Source organism: Solwaraspora sp. WMMA2080, assembly GCF_027497395.1.
Lineage (GTDB): Bacteria > Actinomycetota > Actinomycetes > Mycobacteriales > Micromonosporaceae > Micromonospora_E.
The window spans coordinates 4,925,219-4,948,542 of record NZ_CP114910.1; the positions used below are offsets into that span (position 1 = coordinate 4,925,219).

At 70.9% G+C, this 23,324-nt stretch carries 23 protein-coding genes and 1 pseudogene; 12 read left to right on the forward strand and 12 right to left on the reverse strand.

The genetic code is table 11. The annotated features are described in order from the left end of the window. Nucleotides 1–99: 99 nt before the first annotated feature. The 4 genes and pseudogenes from O7543_RS22450 to O7543_RS22465 all read left to right on the forward strand — a co-directional run bounded on the left by O7543_RS22450 (nt 100) and on the right by O7543_RS22465 (nt 2,312). Nucleotides 100–474: a DoxX family protein gene (locus O7543_RS22450; protein WP_281552031.1), complete on the forward strand. Its 375-nt coding sequence runs from the start codon at nt 100–102 to the stop codon at nt 472–474. 108 nt (nt 475–582) lie between these two features. Beyond that, nucleotides 583–627: pseudogene (locus O7543_RS22455) on the forward strand (hypothetical protein); the annotation flags it as partial. 109 nt (nt 628–736) lie between these two features. Then, complete coding sequence (locus O7543_RS22460; protein WP_281555742.1) at nt 737–1,624, forward strand: alkene reductase; 888 nt, start codon at nt 737–739, stop codon at nt 1,622–1,624. Nucleotides 1,625–1,769: 145 nt separating this feature from the next. Beyond that, nucleotides 1,770–2,312, forward strand: coding sequence for a hypothetical protein (locus O7543_RS22465; protein WP_281552030.1), 543 nt, complete (start codon nt 1,770–1,772; stop codon nt 2,310–2,312). Here the strand turns inward: O7543_RS22465 and O7543_RS22470 are convergent. The 8 genes from O7543_RS22470 to O7543_RS22505 all read right to left on the reverse strand — a co-directional run bounded on the left by O7543_RS22470 (nt 2,262) and on the right by O7543_RS22505 (nt 8,125). Continuing rightward, a complete protein-coding gene (locus O7543_RS22470) occupies nt 2,262–3,353 on the reverse strand; it encodes a DJ-1/PfpI family protein (RefSeq protein WP_281552029.1) in 1,092 nt (363 codons plus the stop codon). The two genes, O7543_RS22465 and O7543_RS22470, sit on opposite strands and share 51 nt — an antisense overlap. A 42-nt stretch (nt 3,354–3,395) precedes the next feature. Next, on the reverse strand, nt 3,396–4,556 hold the full coding sequence (locus O7543_RS22475; RefSeq protein ID WP_281567201.1) for a cellulose binding domain-containing protein: 1,161 nt from the start codon (nt 4,554–4,556) through the stop codon (nt 3,396–3,398). A 496-nt stretch (nt 4,557–5,052) separates the two neighbouring features. After that, nucleotides 5,053–5,532, reverse strand: coding sequence for a hypothetical protein (locus O7543_RS22480; protein ID WP_281567202.1), 480 nt, complete (start codon nt 5,530–5,532; stop codon nt 5,053–5,055). After that, nucleotides 5,519–5,962: a hypothetical protein gene (locus O7543_RS22485; protein WP_281552026.1), complete on the reverse strand. Its 444-nt coding sequence runs from the start codon at nt 5,960–5,962 to the stop codon at nt 5,519–5,521. Before O7543_RS22485 ends, O7543_RS22480 begins: the two co-directional genes overlap by 14 nt. Next, nucleotides 5,952–6,566, reverse strand: coding sequence for a hypothetical protein (locus O7543_RS22490; protein WP_281552025.1), 615 nt, complete (start codon nt 6,564–6,566; stop codon nt 5,952–5,954). The genes O7543_RS22485 and O7543_RS22490 overlap by 11 nt, the downstream gene beginning before the upstream one ends. Continuing rightward, complete coding sequence (locus tag O7543_RS22495) at nt 6,563–6,823, reverse strand: hypothetical protein (RefSeq protein ID WP_281552024.1); 261 nt, start codon at nt 6,821–6,823, stop codon at nt 6,563–6,565. The genes O7543_RS22490 and O7543_RS22495 overlap by 4 nt, the downstream gene beginning before the upstream one ends. Nucleotides 6,824–7,236: 413 nt before the next feature. Further along, the gene (locus O7543_RS22500; protein WP_281552023.1) at nt 7,237–7,467 is read right to left on the reverse strand and encodes a GntR family transcriptional regulator; all 231 of its coding nucleotides are present in this window, start codon (nt 7,465–7,467) and stop codon (nt 7,237–7,239) included. Nucleotides 7,468–7,885: 418 nt separating this feature from the next. Further along, nucleotides 7,886–8,125, reverse strand: coding sequence for a winged helix-turn-helix domain-containing protein (locus tag O7543_RS22505; protein WP_281552022.1), 240 nt, complete (start codon nt 8,123–8,125; stop codon nt 7,886–7,888). Nucleotides 8,126–8,610: 485 nt separating this feature from the next. Between O7543_RS22505 and O7543_RS22510 the strand changes: the two genes are divergently transcribed. Then, nucleotides 8,611–8,940: a DivIVA domain-containing protein gene (locus O7543_RS22510; protein ID WP_281552021.1), complete on the forward strand. Its 330-nt coding sequence runs from the start codon at nt 8,611–8,613 to the stop codon at nt 8,938–8,940. Next, a complete protein-coding gene (locus tag O7543_RS22515; RefSeq protein WP_281552020.1) occupies nt 8,937–10,736 on the forward strand; it encodes a hypothetical protein in 1,800 nt (599 codons plus the stop codon). Before O7543_RS22510 ends, O7543_RS22515 begins: the two co-directional genes overlap by 4 nt. 69 nt (nt 10,737–10,805) lie before the next feature. Here O7543_RS22515 and O7543_RS22520 read toward each other — a convergent pair whose 3' ends face one another. Continuing rightward, nucleotides 10,806–11,909: a Ku protein gene (locus O7543_RS22520; protein ID WP_281552019.1), complete on the reverse strand. Its 1,104-nt coding sequence runs from the start codon at nt 11,907–11,909 to the stop codon at nt 10,806–10,808. Nucleotides 11,910–12,057: 148 nt separating this feature from the next. On the opposite strand from O7543_RS22520, the gene ligD (O7543_RS22525) reads away from it, so the two are divergent. Then, nucleotides 12,058–13,029, forward strand: coding sequence for a non-homologous end-joining DNA ligase (gene ligD, locus O7543_RS22525; RefSeq protein ID WP_281567203.1), 972 nt, complete (start codon nt 12,058–12,060; stop codon nt 13,027–13,029). Next, the gene (gene ligD / locus O7543_RS22530) at nt 13,019–13,972 is read left to right on the forward strand and encodes a non-homologous end-joining DNA ligase (RefSeq protein WP_281552017.1); all 954 of its coding nucleotides are present in this window, start codon (nt 13,019–13,021) and stop codon (nt 13,970–13,972) included. Before ligD (O7543_RS22525) ends, ligD (O7543_RS22530) begins: the two co-directional genes overlap by 11 nt. On the opposite strand, the gene O7543_RS22535 is transcribed toward ligD (O7543_RS22530), so the two are convergent. Further along, the gene (locus O7543_RS22535) at nt 13,964–15,634 is read right to left on the reverse strand and encodes a DNA repair helicase XPB (RefSeq protein ID WP_281567204.1); all 1,671 of its coding nucleotides are present in this window, start codon (nt 15,632–15,634) and stop codon (nt 13,964–13,966) included. The two genes, ligD (O7543_RS22530) and O7543_RS22535, sit on opposite strands and share 9 nt — an antisense overlap. Nucleotides 15,635–16,327: 693 nt before the next feature. Here O7543_RS22535 and O7543_RS22540 point away from each other — a divergent pair. Both O7543_RS22540 and O7543_RS22545 read left to right on the forward strand, forming a co-directional pair. Further along, nucleotides 16,328–18,061 carry a cellulose binding domain-containing protein gene (locus O7543_RS22540; RefSeq protein WP_281552015.1) on the forward strand — a complete coding sequence of 578 codons (1,734 nt, stop codon included), beginning with the start codon at nt 16,328–16,330 and terminating at the stop codon, nt 18,059–18,061. A gap of 181 nt (nt 18,062–18,242) precedes the next feature. After that, a complete protein-coding gene (locus O7543_RS22545; protein ID WP_281552014.1) occupies nt 18,243–18,503 on the forward strand; it encodes a hypothetical protein in 261 nt (86 codons plus the stop codon). Nucleotides 18,504–18,578: 75 nt separating this feature from the next. Here O7543_RS22545 and O7543_RS22550 read toward each other — a convergent pair whose 3' ends face one another. After that, a complete protein-coding gene (locus tag O7543_RS22550; RefSeq protein WP_281567205.1) occupies nt 18,579–21,173 on the reverse strand; it encodes a helicase-associated domain-containing protein in 2,595 nt (864 codons plus the stop codon). Nucleotides 21,174–21,342: 169 nt separating this feature from the next. Here O7543_RS22550 and O7543_RS22555 point away from each other — a divergent pair, with 169 nt between their 5' ends. Beyond that, nucleotides 21,343–21,957, forward strand: a complete 615-nt coding sequence (locus O7543_RS22555) for an HAD hydrolase-like protein (RefSeq protein ID WP_281552012.1) — start codon at nt 21,343–21,345, stop codon at nt 21,955–21,957. Nucleotides 21,958–21,989: 32 nt separating this feature from the next. Continuing rightward, entirely contained in the window at nt 21,990–22,376 is a 387-nt protein-coding gene (locus tag O7543_RS22560) for a cold shock domain-containing protein (protein WP_123607376.1), read from the forward strand. Between the two features lie 39 nt (nt 22,377–22,415). On the opposite strand, the gene O7543_RS22565 is transcribed toward O7543_RS22560, so the two are convergent. Then, on the reverse strand, nt 22,416–23,324 hold the full coding sequence (locus O7543_RS22565; protein WP_281552011.1) for a 1,4-dihydroxy-6-naphthoate synthase: 909 nt from the start codon (nt 23,322–23,324) through the stop codon (nt 22,416–22,418).

Sequence of the window (23,324 nt, forward strand, 5' to 3'; positions counted from 1 at the left end):
AAGCGTCAAGTGATCACGAGAGCTGCGTCACTTGACGCTTGAAGTCATCGCGGACTAGCCTCGCTTCAAGCTTAAAGCGATCCGACATCGGAGACAGATATGAACATCGTTCTTTGGGTGCTCGCCGGACTGCTCGCCGCAGCGTTTCTCGGCGCGGGGCTGATGAAGGTCAGCCAACCGAGAGAGAAGCTTGTCGAGAAGGGGATGGGCTTCGCCGCCGACTTCCCGATGGGTCTGGTGCGGACCATCGGCGCGCTGGAGATCCTTGCCGCGATCGGCCTGATCCTGCCGGCGGTCACCGGGATCGCCCCGGTGTTCGTGCCGCTGGCCGCCCTCGGCCTGGTCGCGATGATGATCGGCGCCGCGATCGTGCACGCCCGGCGCAAGGAGTACCCGGCGATTCTGCCCAACCTGGTCCTCCTGGCGATGGCCGCCGTCGTCGCCTGGGGCCGATTCGGCCCGTACGCCTTCTGACGCCCGTACGCCTTCTGACCATTCACCACCTCCTGGGGAGACCTGACCATGCCTGAGCTGTTCGAGCCGGTGACCATCGGCAAGTGGAACCTGCCCAACCGGGTCTTCATGGCACCCATGACCCGCAACCGGGCGCAGCCCGACGGGGTACCCAACGAGCACGCCGCCACCTACTACCAGCAGCGGGCCACCGCCGGCCTGATCATCACCGAGGGGGTGCAGCCCAGCGCCGTCGGGCAAGGGCTACCCGAACACCCCCGGCCTGCACACACCCGAGCAGGTCGACGGCTGGCGGCGGATCGCCGACGCGGTGCACGCCGCCGACGGGCGGATCGTCGCCCAGCTGATGCACGCCGGCCGGATCGCCCACCCGGACAACAAGCACGGGCAGGAGACCGTCGCGCCGAGCGCCGTCGCCGCCGACGGCACCATGATCACGGCCACCGGTAGGCAGCCGTACCCGACGCCCCGCGCCCTGACCACCGACGAGCTTCCGCAGGTGGTCGACGAGTTCCGGCAGGCGGCGCGGTCGGCCGTCGACGCCGGCCTCGACGGGGTCGAGCTGCACGGCGCCAACGGCTACCTGCTGCACCAGTTTCTCGCCCCGCCGACCAATCAGCGCACCGACGGGTACGGCGGTTCGCCGGCCGCCCGTGCCCGGTTCGTCGCCGAGACGGTCACCGCCGTCGCCCAGGAGATCGGCCCGGAACGGGTCGGGCTGCGGCTCTCCCCGGCCAACGGCGCCAACGGCCTGGTCGAGGAAGATCCGGCCGAGACCGCCGCCACCTACCGGGCGTTGGTCGACGCGATCGCCCCGCTCGGCCTGGCCTTCCTGCACCTGTCGATCGACCCGGCCGATCCGCTGCTCGCGGACCTGTCGGCCCGGTTCGGCGGCCCGGTCGTGGTCAACACCGGGTTCGCGTCGGTCACCGACCGGGAAACCGCGCAGACCCTGGTACGCGGCGGGAAAGCGGCGGCCGTCGCGGTCGGTCGGCCGTTCATCGCCAACCCCGACCTGGTACGCCGCTGGCGTGAGCAGGCTCCGCTCAACGAGGTCGACCAGGCGACGGTGTACGGCGGTGACGCCCGCGGCTACACCGACTACCCGTTCCTGGACGGCGACGCCGGCACGCCGGGCGACGCCGGATAGGCCGGGCGGCAGCGCCTCGGCCGGGCGGCTCTGTGACGTTCCGCTTTCGCTGCCCTGCGGGTTCAGCGGACACGATGCCCGGGAATCCGGACAGGCCGTGACCGTAGCCTCGTCACCCGCCGCCGGCCCCGGCACCGTGATCGGTATGACCTCGAATCTGCTGCACCGCTGGCCGAGCGCGCTCGGCCTGGGGTGTGCCGTACTGGTGCTGGTGGCCGGGGCCGGGCGTGAGGTCCTGGCGATCGTGCTCGGTGTCGCCGTGCTCTGCTACCTCACCGCCGCCGCGACCCAGCGGCGCTGGATGGCCTGGGTCGGCATCGCCGCCGGCTCGCTGGTGGTCGCGGCGAGTGAGCTGGCCGGCCTGCCGTGGTGGGCCGGCCTCGGCGTCGTCGCTGTGGCGCTGGTAGCTGGCGGCCTGGTCGGCGGCGTACCGAGGGTGCCGCTCACCGCGCAGACGGTCGCGCTGCTCGGCTACGGCGGGCTGGCGGTCACTGCGGTGCTGGTCGTGCCGGCGGTCGGGATGGTGCTGGCCGGGCTGGCGTTGGCCGCACACGGTGTCTGGGACGTCATCCACCACCGGCGTGACGAGGTGGTGCCCAGGTCGCTGGCCGAGTTCTGCGTTCTGCTGGACGTTCCGTTAGGACTCGGCTTCCTGGCCCTCGCCGCGACCGGCACCGTTTCCGGCTGACCCGGCTGACCCGGCTGACCCGGCTGACTCGGCTGACCCGGGTGGGTCGTCCGCCGCGCGGGCGAGGCTGCTGCGGTACGCGGCCCGGTAACCGGACGGGGTGATGCCGTATCGGTCCATGAAGGACTGACGAAGTGCGTCGGTGGAGCCGAAGCCGCACCGGGCGGTGATCGCGGTCAGCGGTAGCCGGCTGGTGACCAGCAGGTGGGCCGCCGCCTCGGTCCGTACGCCTCGGACGAAGCTGGCCGGGTTCTGCCCCAGGTGGGCGACGAACAGCCGGGTGAGGTGACGTTCGCTGACCGCCGCCCGGGCGGCGAGCGCCGGCACGCTCAGGTCGGCGTGGGGCGCGTCCCGGATCGCCCGGACCAGGTCGCGGACCAGGCTGTGCTCGGGGACCGGGGCGGCCAGGAACATGCTGACCTGGGCCTGGTTGGCCGGTCGTTGCAGGTAGGTGACCAGTGCGCGGGCGACGTGGCGGGCCAGCTCCGCGCCGTGGTCCTCCTCGACGAAGGCCAGAGCGAGATCGAGGGCGCTGGTGACACCGGCCGCCGTGGTCACCACGCCGTCGCGGATCCACAGCGGACGGGCGTCCACCCGTACGGCGGGGTGGCGGGCGGAGAGCTGGTCGGCGTACATCCAGTGGGTGGTGGCCCGCCGCCCGTCCAGCAGCCCGGCGGCGGCCAGCACCGACGCGCCGGTGCAGACCGAGGCGACCCGGCGGGACTCCCGGGCCAGCCGCCGTACGTGGGCGACCAGCCGGGAGTCCCCGGCGGCGGCGAGATGCCCCTCCCCGCCCGACACGATGACCGAGTCGAGCGGGCCGTGAAGCCGTTCGAGCGCGGCCTGGGCGTGCAGCGTCAACCCGGACTGGCAGCTGATCGGCCGCCCTGCCGGGGCGGCGACCACCAGCTCGTACGGCGGGTCTGCGCCCCGGTTGGCATAGTCGAACGTCGTCGTCAGGCAGGCGATATCCAGCAACTCGGCGTCCGGGTAGCCGATCACGGCCACCACCCGGGGCGGGGCAGCGCGGTGGCGGGTCACCTCACCAGCGTGCCGCACACCGCCCAGGGTGGTTCCGAGCCGTCACCCGGGCGGGCCGACGGTGACCGTTGCTGTGGCCGGCAGACACGAGCCGGTGTCGGCCGTCGCCCTGACCTGGGCTACGGCTCCGGCGCTGCCGGGTGCGGCGGTGATGGTGACCGGGTGTTCCGTGCTGCCGGGCCGGGTGACCGTCGGGGTGACGCTGACTCCGGGGTCGCCGGTCACCGTCAGGTGCAGCGCCGGGGTGGCGGCGCAGACGGTCACGAACGTCATGGTCGCTGAGCCACCGGCCGGCACCTCCACCTGCGACGGACAGGCGATCACCATCAGCGCCGGTGGCGGCGCGGCCTGGCTGAAGGTGATCGTCGCCGAGTCGGCGGTGTCCGCCGGCGAGACGGTGACGACCCGAGCGAAGGCGGTGTGCCGTGGGAAGCCGTCACTGGTGTCGCCGTCGCGCAGCGCCGGGTGGTCGGGTGGAATGTCGATGCCGTACGGGGCCGTCGTGTCGCTGCCGACGAGCTGGTCGTTGATGTGGAACTCGACCCGTTCGATCGTCCCGGTCTTGGTGCTGGCGTCGGCGGTCATCCGGATGGCGCAGACTGACACCAGGTAGCTGTTGTGGACCGGACTGGTCAGCGTCACCTCGGGTGCCGGCCCCGGCCCGGGTTGGTTGCCGTCGCACGGGTCGCCGTTGATGGTGCAGCCCGGATCCTGCGGTCGGTCGCCGGTCCAGGCACCGACGTATCCGATCTCGACCGATCTGCCGGCGGCGATGACGTTGTTCCACGTCGTCGGAGCGGCAGTGAGGGTTTTGCCGTCCAGGGTCCAGTTGGCGTTCCAGCCCTGCTGGACCGTTTCGCCGGCCGGCAGCGTCAGGACCAGTTTCCAGCCGGTGACCGCCGTGGCGCAGGTGTTGGTGATGGTGATGTCGCGGAAGACGCCACCGCTGTCCGGGCCGTTGTTCCAGTAGCTGCTCTCGATTGTCACCGTCAGGCATCTGGCACTGGTGGCGGCCCCGGCGGTCGTGCCGGCCGCGTGTGCCGGGGCGCTGGCCGCCGTCGTACCGCTGGTGGCGAGAAGCATCGCGGCGGCGACGCCGGCCGCGGCCCGCCACCACGCGGCCCGCCACCACGAGGTCCGTCGGCGGCTGCGGGGCACTTCATCGGTACGGTGACGCGTCGGTGGGGTGGACGACAACGACATGGGGGCTGGTCTCCCTTGATCCCAGGAACCCGTGCCGACCTAGCTGGGCCGGCAGGACGGACGGTCCCACAGTTGTCCGCCGGCCCAGGCCACTGTAGGCACCCTCATCGTTACATCAGTGACTGTCAATGTACAACGGGTGTGACGGCGCGCTGGGTATGGCCGCCCGGTGCCTGCCCCGAGCGTCGGGAACGTGGCTTACGCGGTATCTGCTCCCTATCTGACGGGACTCCGCGTCACTGACCGTCAACGGTGCAGAGTGGTGCCCACTCCGCTTATGTCGAGGTGAGGCTGACGCACGTCAAACCGCGGAGTAACGTGCGTCAGCCTCACCTCGACGCGAAGGTCCGATGTTGACCGCCCGTCCTGGCATCGGTAGCCACTGAGAGTGAAAGTGAAGCCGGGTAGGTAAGCCTGAGTTCGGCGTGCGGGTCTGACGAGGGCGGCGGTCTCGGTCGTAGTCCGAGCGCGGTGATCGGAAGCGCCTGATGTTGGATCAGGGCTGGCTCCCGTAGGACTCTTCCACTCTCAGCTGAGCGTCGAGGCCGTGCTCCTCGGCGTACGCGATGGCCCGCGCAAAGACTGCTTCCAGCTCGTCTGTGCCGATCTTGGCTGGGGCGAGAAGATACTGGATGACCTCCATCACCGACTCCGCCGCCACATCCGGCGGGATCTCCTCCCGGCGCTTCGCGTCCACCACGGAGGTGATCATCCCCTCGGCCGCCCGCGCATCGACCGACGTGCTCGCGGGAAGGGCGGTGCGAAGCTCCGCGACGAAGCGGATGATCTCGCTGCGGCTGGCACCCTCCGGGTACTGCCGTTGCACGGCGAGGACGAACAAGGAGGTGAAGAGTGCTGCCGCCCCGAGCTGGTCCTCGGGCGGAACATCTTCCTGGGCGGACGGCCTGTCTGCGTCGTGGTCGAGGGCGAGCAACGCCCGTACCAGGGCAACCGCCCCTGGACTAATCTTCTTCACTCCACTCCTCCGCGAGCTGGTCGACCTCAGCGAGGAAGCGGTCCAACTTGTCTGCTGGTGCGTCCGAGAGTAGATGCCACAGCACGACGAGTTCGGTTTCAAGTAGTGCGCCCTGCTCAGCGTCCTCAACGTCGCCGGTTTCGCCGGTCAGAGCCGAGATCAGCATTTTCTCGGCCAGCTCCGGATCAAGATTCAGCGTGGTCTCCGCGAACTTGCTGCGAACCTCGGCGACCAGGCGAATAACCTCGCCCCTGGTTGTCCGGTCCCCGAGTCGCTCGCGTGCAGCGAGGAAAAACGCTGCTCCGAGCACAAGCCCGAGCTCCTGCCACCCTGCTTCGTCAAGCTGCCGGCAGCGCTCCCGATAGGCAGCTGGGTCGCCGTGGGTAAGCTCCCGGAGGAGTTCCAGGTACGGCTCGCGGTCAGTCGTCAATGTTCCGCCTCCGAGACTTCCTATCGTCGAGCTTCTTCAGGATAAGGGCAAGCGTTGCCGCGAGTACAATTGCGGCGGACTCGGCGGATTCAGCGTAACCGGGGCTTTGGTTGGAGGGCCCGGGCGTCGAGGGATGTTGTACCGTGGATGTGGTTCCCTTCGGTCCAAGCTGGGTTATCGCATCCGTTATCTTTCCGGTCACGTCGCCGGCGGTCTCGGCATTCTCAACACTCTTCTTGGCGATTCGTCGGTGCCAGCTCTTCGGGCGTGCGGTGCTGGCGACGATCTCCTCGCCGGAGGGCAGGCTGGTATCCGGGTTGGCTCGGCCGACGGGCATCGAGCCGGGCATGATGTGGTTGCCGTACCTGGAGAACGCCTCTGCCGACTTGGCGAGCAGGTTGCCGAGTCGGCCGGCCTTGGCCGCCGCCATCGCGGCATCGTCGACGGCACCCCGGATCTCACTGTGGTCGGACCCGGTGCCGGCTTCGTCGAGGTGCCGGTGCGCCTGGGCCAGGTCCGCTTGGGCGCGAGTAGCTCCTGCGGCGGCTTGGTCCAGTCGCTCGACGGCGGTACGGAGCTGTGCGACCACGTCAGCCAGGGTCACCCGAGTTCCCTCCGGTACACCCGGGCATGCTCGACACACGCATCGATCCGACGGATGGTCAGCTCAACCTCCCTGATCGCTGCCTTGAAGTGCTCCCGGCCTTCGTTGACGCAGTCGTGCTGGCTGTCGTGTACGGTGCGCAGCGCCAGGTCACCCGCTTCCGCCGCGACTTCCGCAAGCTGCTCGATGAGCTTCTTGGCCTCCTCGGCGGCTTCGATGGCCAGCCCGATACGCACCTTGACATCGTTGACCGACATGTAGGCATCCGTCCAGACGAGGGTGACGCAATCCGCGACGTGTTGCGCCTTCCGGTGATGTGGAGGCTACCGTCTGTCCGCTACGGGGACGGTCTACTGGTAGACACAGTGGATCAGTGGCGGTGCTTGGTCGGCTGCTTGGTGAGATGTCTGGACTGCGTCGTATGTGTGCCGCGTTGCCGGGACGCTCTTCGCCGACGGTGACGGTCGGTCGGTCGTTGTCCACTCCGCTCGCCGCGAGTTGAAGCTGATGTACGTCAACCCGGCGGGATAACGTGCGTCAGCTTCAACTCGAGACCGAGGGTGCGGTGTTTGGCCGTCCGTGTCGGCGTTGGTGGTCACTGAGGGCGAGAGTGGAGTCGGGTGGGCGAGTCTGACCAGGGCGGTTCGCCCTGGCCGGGGTTGGCGTCGGGCTAGCCGGTCGAGTGGTCGGCAACGTAGGTGCCGCGGCCTGGCTGGCCGATGATCAGGTCACGTTCGTGGAGCAGCGACAGCGCTCGGTAGGCCGTGCCCTTGCTGACGCCGTACTTGTCGGCGAGCTCGGCAGTGGATGGGAGTTTGTCTCCGGGCGCGAGTGCACCGGACTTGATCATCTCGGTGATGTCGGCGGCCATGCGCCGGAACGGTGGTTGGGCTGTAGGCATGTGAGGTGTCTCCAGTTGGTTCGGCACCTCCGATCATGCCGGACTTACTTTAGTTACTGCAATAGCTCGGCAAGCTTCAACAAGTCAGGGGTAAACCTGGCCTAGTTACTAAGGTAGGTCGAGCCGTGGTCGTCTCCGGTTGGTTCGGCAAAACGGATCGGGCGGCGGCTGAGCAGGTGGTATTGCATCGCCGGGTGGCCGGCAGACGCGGACGGTCGACTAGTCAAGGAGGGGGTGTGTGTATGTGCCGGCTACCCGGGACGGGTTGATGGCCGGGCTTCGTGCTCTAAGGCGCGGTGATCGGATGCGCGCCTTCTGGCGGGCCGTCGGCGTGTCGAGTCGATGAAGCGCAGTGGATCATCGGTCCGCGGATGCCTGACGAGACGCAGGCGGCAGGTCACGGTGACCGGTCGAGAATTTACGGCTTGCGCATCCACGTCGCCGGATCGGTGACGAAGATGCCCTTGCCCTGGTGGCGGCGGATCACCTCAAGGGCTTCGAGCCGTATGTGCACCAGTTGCATGGTGGACGGGCTGACCGTGTAGATCCTGCAGAACTCGGCGATCGACGGCAGCTTGTCGCCGGGTGCGTACTTACCTGCGCGGATGTCCGCCATGATCTCGTCGGCGATCCGCAGGTAGTCAGGCTTGGCAGGCATGACGCTCCTGCTTGTCGAGGGCTCCTCGCGTGGCGACTCCAATTTGATCACAAGGAAAGTGTGCGAGCAATGGAACTTGAGTTACTTGGCTTCCTCATATAAGTTGCTCTCTGCGGGCGCTCCTCGCGTGGCAACGACGGGGTGCTCGTGCCCTGGTCGGGGCGGGGTGGTGGCGCGCGGCCTGCCCGTCCCGACCGCCCTACCCGAGCAAATCCCCGCGAAACCCGTAAACCCGTGAGCAGCGGAGATCCAGAATGAGCCGCTCCGGGGTCGTACTCGCCGAACGAGGCTGCGACCGCCGGAGCTGGGGCGACCCGTCGGCTGCGAGTCCTCCCGCTTCGGCCTTCCCGGCCGGCGGGTCGCCCCGTCCAAGCACACAGATACGCAGCACCAGCACCGGGAGCAGATCAGGCACAGCACCAGCGCGGCATCGCGTCGGCGGCACCAGCTGCCGGCGTACTCCTGACCGAAGGGGAACCCCGACGATGCGCAACCTTCTCCACCGGATCTTCAACCGACCAGGCCGGCGAATGCACCCGTTGGTCGAGCCATCGCAGCACCGGCGGCCCCGCAACGCCGGAGTGTTCCGCCGGCCGCCGCTGCGGCCCCGGATCCACCCCGGCCAGGTCCGCGACCGCCGGTTCCGCGAAGTGCGGCGCGGCCTCGACCCCGCCGAGGTGTACGCCTTCCTGCACTACGTCGCGGAGGACCTGACCGCCCTGCGCGACGACCTGCGGCGCACCGACGACGAGAACCTGCGGATCAAGCTGGCGCTGCGCGAATGGCAGTCCTCCCAGACCCGGATGTACGCATGACCGCCGGGCCGCGTACCCAACTGGTGCTGACCGTCGCGAACCTGGACACCGGCGCGGTCGCCTCCACCAGCGTGATGCCCGGCGACATCGAGCCGGAGCCGGCGCCGCACGGCGGCTGGGAGATACCACTGTGGCCGGTGCGTGATGAGCTGGCGGCGCAGGTCAAGGTCGACCGGTCGACGCTGCGTGACCTGCGCTATCTGGACCACACCGCTGCCCTGGGAGCCAATGCGGTGCTGACCCTGCCGTCGACCTGGCGGCCGGACCTGCCGGACGCCGAGCGGGCCGCCGGGCTCGCGGCGGCGCACACCGGTCCCGGCCACCCGGCCTGGTCGATCCACTTCGGGCGTACGTTGGCTGAGCCGCCGGTCAGCGTCGACGAATCGTTGGGCCGGCTGTGCGCGCTGGCCGACCTGCTCTGCCTCGACCTGGTCCTCGAGGCCCGGTGGGGGGTGTTCGCGGCCGATCTCAACTGGGACATCAGGTTCGAGACGCCCGGCGCGGCCGTGCCCCGTGACCAGCGCGGGTACGCCGCGAGCCTGCCCGCCGCCGTCGACGGTACCGCCGTGGCGGACGCGTTGGCCGGGCTGGCCGAACGGTCGTTGACCGCACCGGCGCACTTCCTGCTGCCGGCGCTGCGGTCGGCGGCGCCGCCCGACGGGATCGACGTCGATCGGCTGGAGCGCCGGATCGTCCAGGACTGCGGTACGCCGCCGCCGGTCCCGGCCGGCGCGGGGGAGTGGACCGCCGGGGCGCAGGCCATCTGGCGGGACCGCCGCTGGCGGCACACGTCGCTGTGCCGGATCCCGGGCCCTCGGCCGGCGATCCCCGAACTGGCCCCGGTGCTGCGCCGGACCTGGCAGCCGCCGCTGCCGCCGTGGTTCGGCGAGCCGATCCCGAGTGTGCCGTGCCCGGACTGTCACGCCACCGGCTGGCGGCACCCGGTGCTGACCTGCCGGCGGTGCGGTGGCCACGGCCGGCAGTTCGACGCTGCCGTCGTCACCGTCACCAATCTTCGGGACCGGGCGACGCACGTCGAATGGCGGCCGAGCCGCACCACCGGTCCAGCGGCCGGTGCGTCCGTCATCGCATCGGGTGGGCTGCCGGTGGTGCGGCTGCCGGAACGGTTCCGGCTGGGCCGGCTGGCCGGGGTGTTCGGCGTACGGCCGGTGGACCTGCTCGACCTGACCGGCGAGCGGGTGGTCCCGCAGGAGCTGCGCGACGGGGTGGTGCCGGTGCTCGGCGACGGGCCGGACCCGATCCGGCGGTACCTGCGGGCTGCCGCCGCCGGTCGACCCGGTGCCCGCCTGCTGGTGCACGCCACCGACTGGGCCGAACTGCCGGCGTTCGACGTGTTCGCCGCGCTGGTGGTCGGGCTCGGTCTGGCGCTGCGGGTGACCGCCCGGGACATGCGGCCGTACGTTGACGATCCGATGGTGGTGCACGACCTGCTCTGGGGCGTCGAGGCCTTGCCGGTGACCAGCACTGCGGCCGGCGGGACGAACCCGGCCGGTGGGAAGGCGCCGGTGGATGAGCTGGAGCCGGTGGACGAGCCGTTGAGCCGTAGCGTGCCGCAGGCGATCGGCTGCTGCCTGCGCTACCTGGAGCTGGCGGTGGTCGAGTCGCTGCCGGCCGACCCGGCGCGGCCGATCCCGGTGCCGCAGCAGTTGGCGCCGCCGGCCGTGCCGGACATCGTCGGGCAGCTCACCGAGCTGGCCGCCGCGCACGCCGGGCAGGTGGTGGCCGCGCATCTGGACCAGGTCGGCTGCCGATTCTGGGTCGCCCCGAGCCGCTGACGCTTGATGCCACAGGTGCATCAAGCTGAAACTCGTGTCTGCCCCGGGGAGGTCCCGGAGTTGGGCGGTTCAGGCGGATTTGCGGTCAGCGGTCTTCTTCGTGGCGGTCTTGCGGGCACCTGACTTCTGCGTACCGCCGGTTTTCTGACCGGTGCTCTTTGCTGCGGCCTTGCGGGCGTCGGTCTTCTTCTCCGGCTGGGCCTTCTTGGCGGTGGTCTTCTTCTGCTCGGCGGCCGCCGCCTTCTTCGCCGGGGCCGTCTTCCTGGCCGGGGCCGCCTTCTTCGCCGCAGGAGCGGCGGCGGCCTTGGCCGACTTGGCCGAGGTGATCGGGGTCGGCTCGGCGGGCTCCCGGTCCTTGCCAGCAGCCTCGTCCGAAGCTTCGCCAGCGGCTTCCCCGCGCGCCACCCGGGCCCGCTCGACCGAGGCGCGCAGTGCGGCCATCAGGTCGACCGCGGCGGCCGGTGCCTCCTCTTCCTCCTCCGGGGCGACGATCTCCCGGCCCTCCACCTTGGCGTCGATGACCTCCTGCAGTGCCGCCCGGTAGTCGTCGGTGTACTCGTCCGGAGCGAACTCGCCGGCCATCGAGTCGATCAGCGAGGCGGCCATCGCCAGCTCCGGCGGGCGGACCTGGATGTCGTCGTCGAGGAAGCCGAACGACGCCTGGCGGATCTCGTCCGGCCAGAGCATCGTGTTGAGCACCAGCACGTTGTCGCGTACCCGCAGGGTGGCGAGCTGCTCGCGTTGCCGGATCGCGACCTTGACGATCGCCACCCGGTCAGAGTCGGCCAGCGCGTCGCGCAGCAGCACGTACGGCTTGGTCGCGGTGCCTTCCGGCTCCAGGTAGTAGGCCTTGTTGTAGAGCATCGGGTCGACCTGGTCGGCCGGCACGAACTCCAGTACGTCGATCGCCCGGGAGGTGCTCAACGGCAGGTCGGCGAAGTCCTCGTCGGTGAGGATCACCATCTCGCCGCCGCCGAGGTCGTAGCCCTTGGCGATGTCGTCGTAGCTGACCTCCTCGCCGTCGACCGAGCAGACCCGCTTGTACCGGATGCGCCCGCCGTCCTCCCGGTGCACCTGGTGGAACCGGATGTCCTTCTCCTCGGTGGCGGAGTACAGGCGTACCCCGATCGACACGAGGCCGAACGACACCGCGCCTTTCCAGATCGCGCGCATGGCTGATCCCCTTCGCCACCACCGGCGGCCGCCGACCTGTCCCGCCCTTCCCCAAGGTCAAGATCGCCAGGTCGGCCCGGTGTTGATCCAGGATCGCATCCGACAGAACTGAGCGCGACCACTTCGTTGCTGGTTTTACAGTGGCAGGGTGCCGGGTGGACCGCTGCGGCCGATGCTCGCGACGACCGGGGAGCTGCCCACAGGCCCCGGCTGGTGGTACGAGTTCAAATGGGACGGCGTGCGCGCTTTAGCCGATATATCCGGCGGGGGGCAGCGGCTGTACGCCCGGTCCGGTGCTGAGATCACCATCGCCTACCCGGAGCTGTCCGGGCTGCCCCGCGCCCTGGACGACGCCCTGCTCGACGGGGAGATGGTGCTGCTCGACGCCGCCGGCCGGCCGTCGTTCACCCTGCTCGCCGAACGGATGCACGTACGGGATCCGGCGCGGGCGGCCCGACTGGCCGCCGGTGCGCCGGCCACGTACATGATCTTCGACCTGCTGCGGCTGCGCGGCGCCGACCTGACCGGCTGGCCGTACCACGACCGGCGGCACGCCCTCGAAGCGCTCGGGCTGGCCGGGCCGGCGTGGGCGGTGCCGCCCAGCTTCACCGACGGGCCGGCGACCCGGGCCGCCGCCGCCGAGCACGGGCTGGAAGGCGTGGTCGCCAAGCGGCGCGACGCGATCTACCGGCCGGGTGCCCGCAGCCCCGACTGGGTCAAGGTGAAAATCGAGCTGACCCGGGACTTCGTCGTCGGTGGCTGGCGTCCCGGGGCCCGCCGGATCGGTGGGCTGCTGGTCGGCGTACCGGTGCGGGACGCGGCCGGAGTGGCGACCGGCGCACTGCGGCTCACCGGCCGGGTCGGCGGCGGGATCGGCTCGGCTGCCGAGCGGGCCCTGCTGGCCGCGTTGGAGCCGCTGCGCACCGACATGTCGCCGTTCGACGCTGCGCTGCCCCGGGAGGACGCCCGCGGTGCGATCTGGGTACGCCCAGAGGTGGTGATCGAAGTACGGTACGGCCAGCAGACCCCGGACGGGCGGCTGCGGTTCCCCCGGTTCCTGCGGATCCGCCCGGACGTGCCGGCCACCGACGTCACCGAGGAGGACGCCGATGCGGGCTGACCGCGGTCTCGGCGCGGGCGAGCGCCGGATCCGGGTGGACGTCACCGGCCGGTCGCTGGAGCTGTCCAACCTGGACAAGGTGCTGTACCCGGCGGCCGGGTTCACCAAGGGCGAGGTGATCGACTACTACACCCGGGTCTCCGGTGCGCTGCTGCCGCACCTCGCCGACCGGGCGCTCACCCGGATCCGCTACCCGAACGGCGTCGACGGCCAGTTCTTCTTCGAGAAGAACGCCCCGGCCAGCACCCCGGACTGGGTGCGTACCGAGCGGCTGCCGACGCCCGGGTCGTCACGGGGCCGCGACGAGCTCGACTTCGTGGTCGCCGACGACCTGCCCACCCTGGTCTGGCTGGCCAATCTGGCCGCGTTGGAGCTGCACACCCCGCAGTGGCGGGTCGGCGCAGACCCGGACCTGCTGGTCGTCGACCTCGACCCGGGGGCGCCGGCCGGGATCGAGGAGTGCTGCGCGGTCGCGGTGCTGATCCGCGACCGGTTCGCCGACGACGGCATCGCCTGCTTCCCGAAGACCTCCGGCCGCAAGGGCATGCAGCTCGGCGCGCCGGTGTCGGCCGGGCAGCCGGCCGACGTCGTCTCCGGCTACGTGAAGCGGGTCGCCGAGGAGCTGGAACGCCGCGCACCGAAGACGATCACGTCGAAGATGGCCAAGCGGCTGCGCCCCGGCCGGGTCTTCATCGACTGGAGCCAGAACCACGCGGCGAAGACGACGGTGGCGCCGTACTCGCTGCGGGCCGGCCCGGTGCCGGCCGCCTCCGCGCCGCTGACCTGGCCGGAGGTGGAGGCCGCGGCGGCCGGCGAGCCGGGCGTCGTCCGCCAGTTCACCGCCGCCGAGGTGCTGGACCGGCTCGCCGAGTACGGCGACCTGCTCGCCGACCTGCTGACCGTCGGGCCGCCGGTCCCGGACCGCCGACAAGGGTCAGGGTAGGGCCGGGCCGAGGACGTCGTCGGCGTCGACGATCGTGTACGCGTACCCCTGCTCGGCGAGGAACCGCTGCCGGTGCGCGGCGTACTCGGTGTCGATGGTGTCCCGGGAGACCACGGTGTAGAAGTGCGCCTGCCGGCCGTCGGCCTTGGGTCGCAGCACCCGGCCGAGCCGTTGTGCCTCCTCCTGCCGGGAGCCGAACGTGCCGGACACCTGGATCGCCACCGCCGCCTCCGGCAGGTCGATGGAGAAGTTCCCGACCTTGGAGATGATCAGCGTGGGAATCTCACCGTTGCGGAACGCGTCGAACAGCCGTTCCCGCTCCTTGTTGGTGGTGGAGCCCTGCACGATCGGCGCGCCCAGGAACTCGCCGAGCTGGTGCAGCTGGTCGATGTACGCCCCGATGACCAGCACCTGGTCACCGTGGTGCCGGTCGACCAGCGCCTTGACCACCGGCAGCTTGGTACGCGCGGTGGCCGCCGCCCGGTACCGCTCCTCGGTCTCGGTGACCGCGTACCCCATCCGTTCCGCGTCGGTGAGGGTGACCCGGACCTCGACGCATTCGGCCGGGGCGATCCAGCCCTGCGCCTCGATGTCCTTCCACGGCGCGTCGTAGCGTTTCGGCCCGATCAGTGAGAAGACGTCGCCTTCCCGGCCGTCCTCGCGGACCAGGGTGGCGGTCAGGCCGAGCCGGCGGCGGGCCTGCAGATCGGCGGTGAACCGGAAGATCGGCGCCGGCAGCAGATGCACCTCGTCGTAGATCACCAGGCCCCAGTCGCGGGCGTTGAACAGGTCGAGGTGGGTGAAGGCGCCCTTACGGCGCGAGGTCAGCACCTGGTACGTGGCGATGGTGACCGGGCGGATCTCCTTGCGCTCGCCGGAGTACTCGCCGATCTCGTCGGCGGTCAGCGAGGTGCGGGCGACCAGCTCCCGCTTCCACTGCCGGCCGGCGACCGTGTTGGTGACCAGGATCAGGGTGGTCGCCTTGGCCTCGGCCATCGCGGCCGCGCCGACCAGCGTCTTGCCGGCGCCGCAGGGCAGAACCACCACTCCGGAGCCGCCGGCCCAGAACTGCTCGACCGCCTCCTGCTGGTAGGAGCGCAGCGACCAGCCGGGACGCCCGTCGGCGCCGGCGGTGTCCAGCTCGATCAGGTGCGCCTCGCCGTCGACGTAGCCGGCCAGGTCCTCGGCCGGCCAGCCGAGCTTGAGCAGGCCCTGCTTGAGCCGGCCCCGCTCGGACGGGTGCACCGCCACCGTGTCGTCGTCGATCTTGTCGCCGAACATGCCGGCGAGCTTCTTGCTCTTGGTCACCTCGGTCAGTACGGCCCGGTCGGTGGTCCGCAGCACCAGCCCGTACGCGGGGTCGTTGGCCAGCTGCAGCCGGCCGTACCGGTCCATGGTGTCGGCGACGTCGACCAGCAGCGCGTGCGGCACCGGGTAGCGGGAGAACTTCAGCAGCGCGTCGACGACGCTCTCGGCGTCGTGCCCGGCGGCGCGGGCGTTCCACAAACCGAGCGGGGTGAGCCGGTACGTGTGAACGTGCTCGGGCGAGCGCTCCAGCTCGGCGAACGGGGCGATCGCCATCCGGCACGCGGTGGCGTCCGGGTGGTCGATCTCAAGCAGCAAGGTCTTGTCTGACTGGACGATAAGTGGTCCGTTGTTCACTGTCGGTATCCCCCTTCTGGCCGACCCACCAGTCTTGCACGTGATCGTCCGACGTTGGGCGGCTCCGGTGACCGACGCCACTGTCGGAGTGACGATCATTGCGTACCCCGTGAGTATCGCCACCTCCGCTGCTCTGCGGTCGGATCCTTGCCGATCGCAGCAGGTGTCGTCGAAACGATTCGAAGAAACCTCCAATCAGTACTCCTCTATGTCTTGAGCGTGTCAGGCCCAGCACCTATGCTCCATGCTGTGGGGCTGAGGGCATGCCTCACCTGCATCCACCGGCCTTGTCGGGAGTCGGCCGGGGATGGCCGTCGGCAACATCTGTGCCGTCCGAGCCGGGCCTCGGGCGTCGAGCGCTGCGGGCCGGTCTCGTCCACCTCGGTCTAGCGTTCCGGGTCACGCCGCACGACGGTGCCGAGTGCCTCTCCGTCCCTACTGGCCACCCGCTGACAGCTTGCTCGCGAGCTGTCCGGCGCCATCTGCGCCGGTACCCGTACACCGTCAGCTCTGGTCACGAATGCAGGAGAGGAAGGAAACGATGACCGGGCAGAAGCGTACGTGCGCGGTCAGTCGAGACCGCTGTGCCGGTGAGGACCGTCCTGCCGCACCGGCCCAGCTGAACCAGCACATCTCGGCAGGGATCCCGGCCAGCCCACTGCGGATGGTCACCCAGTAGATCAGGGGAAGTAAATGAGAAAGTGGAGAATCAACGCGGCCGTTGGGTCCGTCGGGGCTGTGCTGCTCGCCTCGGCCGCGGTGGCCGCCGCGACCCCGGCCGCCGCGGCCGCCGGATGCTCGGTCAACTACGCGGTGTCGTCGCAGTGGCCGGGTGGGTTCGGTGCCAGCGTGACCATCACCAACCTCGGTGACCCACTCGCTAGCTGGAGCCTCACCTGGTCATTCGGTGCAGGCCAGACGGTTACGCAGGCATGGAACACGACGTTGACCCAGAGCGGTGCGGCGGTGACCGCCAGAAATGTCAGCTACAACGGCACCATCCCGACAAACGGTACGACCTCGTTCGGCTTCAACGGGTCGTGGAACGGCAGCAACCCCGCTCCCACCAGCTTCGCGCTGAACGGAGTGGCCTGCACCGGCGGTACGGTGCCCACCTCCGCACCTCCCACCACCGCGCCGCCGCCGACCACCGCGCCTCCCACCACCGCACCGCCGACCACGCGGCCGCCGACCGGGCCGGCTGACATCACGGTGAACAGCTCCACCAGATACCAGACCGTCGACGGTTTCGGGGCCGCCACCTGGATCTGGGGCAGCAGCACGTGGTCGACGGCCGAGACCCAGACCCTGGTCGGACTGGGCCCCGATCAGATGGGACTGTCGATCATCCGGACCGGCATCTCACCTGAGTCCGGCGAATGGTCGAACCAGGTCAACGCCCTGCGCACGGCGAAGTCGTACGGCTCCGACGTGAAAATCCTCGCCTCGCCCTGGACGGCGCCAGCGGCGTGGAAGACCAACAACAGCCGGATCAACGGCGGCAAGCTGCGCACCGACTACTACGACGACTACGCCAACCATCTGAACAGCTATGTCCAGTACATGCGCAACCAGGGGGTGACGGTCGACGTCACCTCCGTGCAGAACGAGCCGGACTGGCACCCCAGCTACGATTCGATGGACTGGAACGGGACCGAGCTGCGCAACTTCGTCCGCGACCACGGGTGGCGGGTGCAGAACACCGAGCTGATGGTCGCCGAGGCGGTCAACATGAACTACAGTTACACCGATCCGACCCTCAACGACGCAGGCGCGCGCAACAACATCGGCTACATCGGCGGGCACCTGTACGGCCTAGAGTCCCAGGGTCGACTGAAGCCGTACAACCTGGCCAACCAACACGGTAAGCCGGTGTGGATGACCGAGTGGAACCATCACGAGGCCGACGGCAGCGGCTCCAACATCTGGGGCGACCCGAGCAACCTGGCCGTCTGGGACGAGACGCTCGACGACATCATGCGTACCGTTCACCGGATCATGGAGGCCAACTGGGCCGCCTACATCTGGTGGTACGGCAAGCGGTTCTACTCCTTCATCGGTGACGGTGATGCGACCTACGGCACCACGGCGGGAGCGCCGCTCAAGCGCGGGTACGCGTTCTCGCAGTACGCCAAGTACGTGCGCCCCGGCTACCAGCGGGTCGCCCTGACGAAGAGCTCCAAGGCGTCACCGCTGGAGGTGACCGCCTACACCGGGGACGGTAAGACCACCCTGGTCATCCTCAACCGGTCGAACAGCGCGGTGAGCGGCGCGGTGGTTCAGGCCCCGCAGAACGTGACGCGGGCCGAACACTACCTCACCTCGCGGTACTCCAACGCGGCCAGCCAGTCCGTCGGGGTGAACGGCCAGCAGGTCACCGTCAACGTGGGCGCACGCAGCATCTCCACCGTCGTACTCACCCATTGAGGGCAGCGGGTGCCGGTGCGGGTCCCCTCCCGCACCGGCACCCCGACCCCGACGGTGCCGGCCGGTGCCAAGCACGTCTGCAGGCACCGGACACGTCGGCCGGTGCCGGTTGCTGTCCGATCCGGCCCCGACCTGCCAGTCTGGAGACAGTGAAGGGCAGCGATCGGGCCGGGAGGCGGTCATGGCGGTCAACGACAGTGCGGATCGACCAGGGTCGACCGACCGGGGCTACCCGGTGTCGGTCTCGCGGGCCACGTTGTTCTGGTACGCGTTCGCGTCGACCCTGCTCGTCGGCTGGTTCCTGTTCGGCTGGCTGGTGTTGCGTCAGGGCTTCGTCGACTCGGTGGGTGAGGCACTCGGCACCGGATCCGCGCTGCTGCTCACGGTGTCGGTGATTGAGGCGGCTCGCCGGCACCGGCACGACGGCCGGCCCACGGGCTGACGGCTCCGGGCGTACCGACCGGGAGCCGACTGCTGTGCGGTCAGGACCGACCCGACGTGACGGGCCGACGCGCGGTCAGTCGTGCACCACCGCTGCGGTCACCCGCTGCAGCGCGAAGGTGTGCAGCGTCTCGGTCCGCTCGTCCTCGGCCCGCAGGTAACCCGCGCCGATCGACACCGGACGGACCAGCCGGGAAGCGGCGGCGCCGTGTGCGTCCACGTAGCCCACCCAGACCAGCGCCTTGTCCCGTACCGCCTGCTGCAGCACGGCCAGCGCCTGCGAGTGCGCCTGCACCGCGGCCAACCCGTCGACCGCCTGCCCGGTCGCCGCCCGGATCGTCCCGGGCGTGCGCCGTACCGCCCGGGCCGCCGCCTCCCCCCGGCGAAGCTGCTCGACCAGACCGCTGATCCAGGGTGCGGTCAGCTTCGGCGCGGCCAGCGGATCGATTGACCGCAACGTCACCGGGTGCCGCGCCGGTGCCCGCCGGGCCCGTGGCCGGCCAGTACGCAGTGCGGCACCGGTGCCGTCCTCCGGCACCGGGGCGTAGCCGGCCTGCCGCAGCGCCTCCAGCATCCGGCCGGCGGGCACCACACAGACCAGCACCGTCGGCGCCAGCCGACGCAGCGACAGCGTGGCCAGCCGGCGGTCGGCCAGCACCGTGGCCAGCAACGCCTCGTCGTCGCTGCGCAGATAGCCGCCGGCCGATCCGGCGCGCAACCCGCCATGGGTACGGGCTGAGTCGTCGATCAGGTAGGTGAGGCCCTGCGGCACCGGGGTGCGGGACCGCCGGGCGAACAACTCATGCAGTTCGGCCGCCTGGTAGCCGGCGTCCAACGCCCGACGCACACTCGCCGGCGTGACCCGGTGCACGCTGGCCGCCCCGATCGACTCCGGCTCGGCGACCAGCTCCAACTCGGCAGCCAGGGCCGGCTCCGGTGGACCGGGCACCACCACGGTCAGATCGGCCTGCACCAGGACGTGGTCCACCGGGGACGGCAGCAGGTCGTCCAGCGCGCGTTCCACCGTCGACGCCGCACCTCGGTGCTCGCGTTCGGTGGCCCGTACGCCGAGCGGATCGTCGTCGGCTGCGGTGTCCCGACCGTCCCGGCCCTCCCCGGCGAGCAGCGAGCGGCCGTACCCGGTCAACACGCCCAGCCCGGTGACGCCCAGCTGAGCCGCCTCGTCGAGGACCTCGCGGTGCAGGTCGTCGCGGCCCCGGCTGCGCCGTGGCGCCTGCCATGCGAGCAGCGCGAGCACCTCGTCGGCGGTCGGCGCGGCCCCCGGCGGCAACGCGGCCAGCACCCCCAGCACGGTACGGCGCACCGTCGGCGCGCCGGCCCGCTCCACGTCGGTCGACAACGCGGTGATCGGCCGGTCCCGGTCGTCCCGGCGGCCGATCAACCCGGCCCGCCGGGTCATCGCCAGCCACGCCCCGGCCAGCCGCTCCCACCGCCGGGCCACCGGTTCGTTCATCCACTGGTCGTAGTTGCCGGTCGGCAGGATCTGCTGGTCGACAGCGGTGCGACTCGCCGTGGCGGGCAGTTCGGCGGCACCGAGCAGCCCGGCGGCGTACCCGATCTCGATCAGCAGCCCGGCCAGCGACTCGCTGACCCCACCGGCGCGGGCCAGCCGGCGCAGCTCCCGCACCCCGATCCCGCCGGTACGCAGCAGCGGCGCCGGCTCGGCGGCCAACGCCTCCAGCAGCGCGCCGGCCTGCCGGACCAGCTCCATCGCCTGCCCGGCACCGGTCGAGTCCACCGCCTTCGGATCGCGTTCGGCGGAACCCGCCGCAGGCGGGTCGGGGCGCAGCGCGCCGAGCGGCCCGGTGTCCCGCCGCAGCAACAGCCCGACCTCGCGGGGCAACTCCACGGCCTGGCTGCCGGCCGTCGCCGGCGCATCGGTGACCACCGCCAGCAGGCCGGCCTCGACCAGCCAGCGCACCGGACTCACCCCGTCGCCCGGACCGAGGGCGGCGGTGGCGGCGGCGGCCGGGGCTTCGCGGGCCTGAGCGCCGGTGGCCGGGACGGCGGCGGCGGTACTCACCGTGCCGAGTGGCGGGCCGACGGCGAGCCGGTCGAGTACCGCCCGGGCCGACGGCGGGGCGCTGAGCAGCGTCCGGCGCAACGCGGCCGGATCGGCGCACCGTCGAGCCACCCGGTCGTCCAGGTCGGCGGCGGGCCGGCCCAGCCCGGCTGGGTACGGCGAACTCGCCTCGTCCACCCCGCCGGCCACCCGGAACCGCCCAGCCGACCCGTACAGCAGGCAGCGGGCCAGCAGCCGGTCCACCGCCGCGCGGACCTGAGCCGCGGTCGCCCCGCTGCCCGGCGCGGTGGCCATCGCCAGCACCGCGTCCAGCTCGACGGCGGCGTCAGCGCTGTCGGCCGAACCGGCCGGGTGGACCGTAGCGGCGGAACCGGCCGGGTCGGCTGCGGCGGCCGAACCGGCGCTGGCCGGTAGCTCCCGGCACAGTCGCGCGGCGTCCAGGATCCGCAGGGTGAACTCGTCGAGGTCGTCGAGCGCGCGGGCAGAGGAGACCCGCGACTGTGCCCGGGCGGCCAGCGTGGCGATGTCGGTCGGCGCCGGCACCACCAGATCCGGACGCAGGCGCAGCAGGTCACCCAGCTCCGCGTCGGAGCGGGAACGCAGGTGGTCGGCGAGTGTGTTGGCCATGGTTGTTCCACGCTAGCCCGCCGGACGCCCCAGGTGGCCTCGGCCGTACGGAGCAGATGCTCCGGCGCGTGAGTCGCCCACATAGGCTCACCCTCCGGCCGCCACCCGGCCGGCCACCCGCCGGCCGGACCCACCCGTCGTGGCGGGCGTGACGAGGAAGGACGTGCGCATGTCGCCGGTGGTCGGATTCGACCTGGACATGACATTGATCGACTCGCGGCCGGGGGTCGCCGCCACCTACCGGGCGTTGACCGAGCTCACCGGGGTGCAGGTGGACGCCGAGGTCGCGGTGTCCCGGCTCGGCCCGCCGCTGCGCCACGAGATCAGCCAGTGGTTCCCGGCTGATCAGGTCGATGCCGCAGTCGAGCAGTTCCGGTCGCTCTACCCCCACTACGCGGTAGATCCGACGCTGCCGATGCCCGGGGCGGTCGCCGCGCTTGAACTGGTCCGGAAGTGGGGTGGCCGGGTGGTGGTGGTCACCTCGAAGCTCGGCCGGCTGGCTCGTCTGCACCTGGACCACCTGAGCCTGCCGGTGGACGAGGTCGCCGGCGACCTGTTCGCCGAAGGCAAGGCGGCCGCCCTGCACGAGTACGCCGTACAGCTCTATGTGGGTGACCACACGGCGGACATGGTGGCCGCGCGGACCGCCGGGATACCGGGTCTCGGGGTGGCCTCCGGCCCCTGTTCGGCGGCTGAGCTGCAGTCCACCGGAGCGGCTGCGGTGATCGACGACCTGACCGGATTCCCGGCGGCGGCCGACGCTCTGCTCCGGCTAGCCTGGTGAGGTCAATCCTGCGAGTGAAGTCGAGGTCAGTGGTGCCGACGGGTCGAGTGAAATGGTACGACGCGGGGAAGGGGTACGGATTCGTCACCAGTGACGAGGGTGGCGACGTGTTCCTGCCCAAGGGTGCGTTGCCGGCTGGCGTCACCGACCTCAAGTCCGGGCAACGGGTGGAGTTCGGGGTGGTGGACAGCCGGCGCGGCGCGCAGGCGCTCGGCGTACAGCTGTTGGAGGCCCCGCCGTCGGTCGCCGAGCTGCGTCGGCGACCGCCGGAGGAGCTGCACGGACTGGTCGAAGACATGATCAAGGTGCTGGAGGCCAAGGTCCAGCCGGACCTGCGGCGGGGCCGGTTCCCGGACCGCAAGACGGCGCAGACCGTGGCCCAGCTGGTGCACGCGGTCGCCCGCGAACTGGAGGTCTGACCCCGCAGTCGCGGTCCACGGACTGCAGCGGTCGGCGGTCTACCGCTGCCGTAGCTGGTCGCCGGGCGGCGGCGCGAGCAACCCTGCCATCGGTGGGGTGAGCCCGTGCGCCGCTGCCCGGTCCAGCAGCGCGGCGACCGCCGCGTACCCGTCGGCACCGAGGTCGGCGGTGAAGTCGTTGACGTACAGCCCGATGTGCCGGTCCACCACGTCCGGCTCCATTTCCTGAGCGTGCGCCAGCACGTAGTCGCGGGAAGCGCCCGGATCGGCCCAGGCCAGTCGGACCGACTCGCGTACCCAGCCGGCCGCCTGCGCCGGGTCGACCACGCCCCGTCGGGCCAGGATCGCGCCCAACGGGATCGGCAGGCCGGTGTCGGACTCCCACCATGCCCCTAGGTCGACCAGCGCGGTGAGCCCGTACCGCTGGTACGTGAACCGCGCCTCGTGGATCACCAGCCCGGCGTCGTACCGGCCGGTGGCGACGCCGGGCATGATCTCGTGGAACGGCACGACCTCGATCCGGGCCGGCGGCCGGTCTGCCGACCAGAGCCGGAACAGCAGGTACGCGGTGGTCCGCTCGCCGGGTACGGCGACGGTCGCCCCGGTCAGGTCGCCGGCTGACCAGCGGCCCTCCTCGGCCGTACCACCGCCAGCCGTGCGGCCAGCCGGTACGACGCCGGCCCTGCCACCGGTCAGCAGCAGTGGGCCGCAGCCTCGGCCCAACGCACCCCCACAGGGCAGCAGATGGTAGTCGGGCAGCAGCCAGGGCAACGCGGCGAAGCTGACCTTGACCAGGTCGAACTCGCCGCGTTCGGCGGCGGAGTTGGTGACGTCCACGTCGGCGTACCGGACGGTGACCGGCGGGGCGTCCGGTACCAGCCCGTGCACCAGGGCGTGGAAGACGAACGTGTCGTTGGGGCAGGGGGAGAATGCCAGCCGCAGGGTCAC

Bases quoted from the DNA above. Each gene is read 5' to 3' on its own strand.
- O7543_RS22450 (WP_281552031.1), top strand. From the start codon at position 100: ATGAACATCGTTCTTTGGGTGCTCGCCGGACTGCTCGCCGCAGCGTTT.
- O7543_RS22465 (WP_281552030.1), top strand. From the start codon at position 1,770: ATGACCTCGAATCTGCTGCACCGCTGGCCGAGCGCGCTCGGCCTGGGG.
- O7543_RS22475 (WP_281567201.1), bottom strand. From the start codon at position 4,556: ATGTCGTTGTCGTCCACCCCACCGACGCGTCACCGTACCGATGAAGTG.
- O7543_RS22495 (WP_281552024.1), bottom strand. From the start codon at position 6,823: ATGTCGGTCAACGATGTCAAGGTGCGTATCGGGCTGGCCATCGAAGCC.
- O7543_RS22500 (WP_281552023.1), bottom strand. From the start codon at position 7,467: ATGCCTACAGCCCAACCACCGTTCCGGCGCATGGCCGCCGACATCACC.
- O7543_RS22505 (WP_281552022.1), bottom strand. From the start codon at position 8,125: ATGCCTGCCAAGCCTGACTACCTGCGGATCGCCGACGAGATCATGGCG.
- O7543_RS22510 (WP_281552021.1), top strand. From the start codon at position 8,611: ATGCGCAACCTTCTCCACCGGATCTTCAACCGACCAGGCCGGCGAATG.
- O7543_RS22515 (WP_281552020.1), top strand. From the start codon at position 8,937: ATGACCGCCGGGCCGCGTACCCAACTGGTGCTGACCGTCGCGAACCTG.
- O7543_RS22520 (WP_281552019.1), bottom strand. From the start codon at position 11,909: ATGCGCGCGATCTGGAAAGGCGCGGTGTCGTTCGGCCTCGTGTCGATC.
- ligD (WP_281552017.1), top strand. From the start codon at position 13,019: ATGCGGGCTGACCGCGGTCTCGGCGCGGGCGAGCGCCGGATCCGGGTG.
- O7543_RS22540 (WP_281552015.1), top strand. From the start codon at position 16,328: ATGAGAAAGTGGAGAATCAACGCGGCCGTTGGGTCCGTCGGGGCTGTG.
- O7543_RS22545 (WP_281552014.1), top strand. From the start codon at position 18,243: ATGGCGGTCAACGACAGTGCGGATCGACCAGGGTCGACCGACCGGGGC.
- O7543_RS22550 (WP_281567205.1), bottom strand. From the start codon at position 21,173: ATGGCCAACACACTCGCCGACCACCTGCGTTCCCGCTCCGACGCGGAG.
- O7543_RS22555 (WP_281552012.1), top strand. From the start codon at position 21,343: ATGTCGCCGGTGGTCGGATTCGACCTGGACATGACATTGATCGACTCG.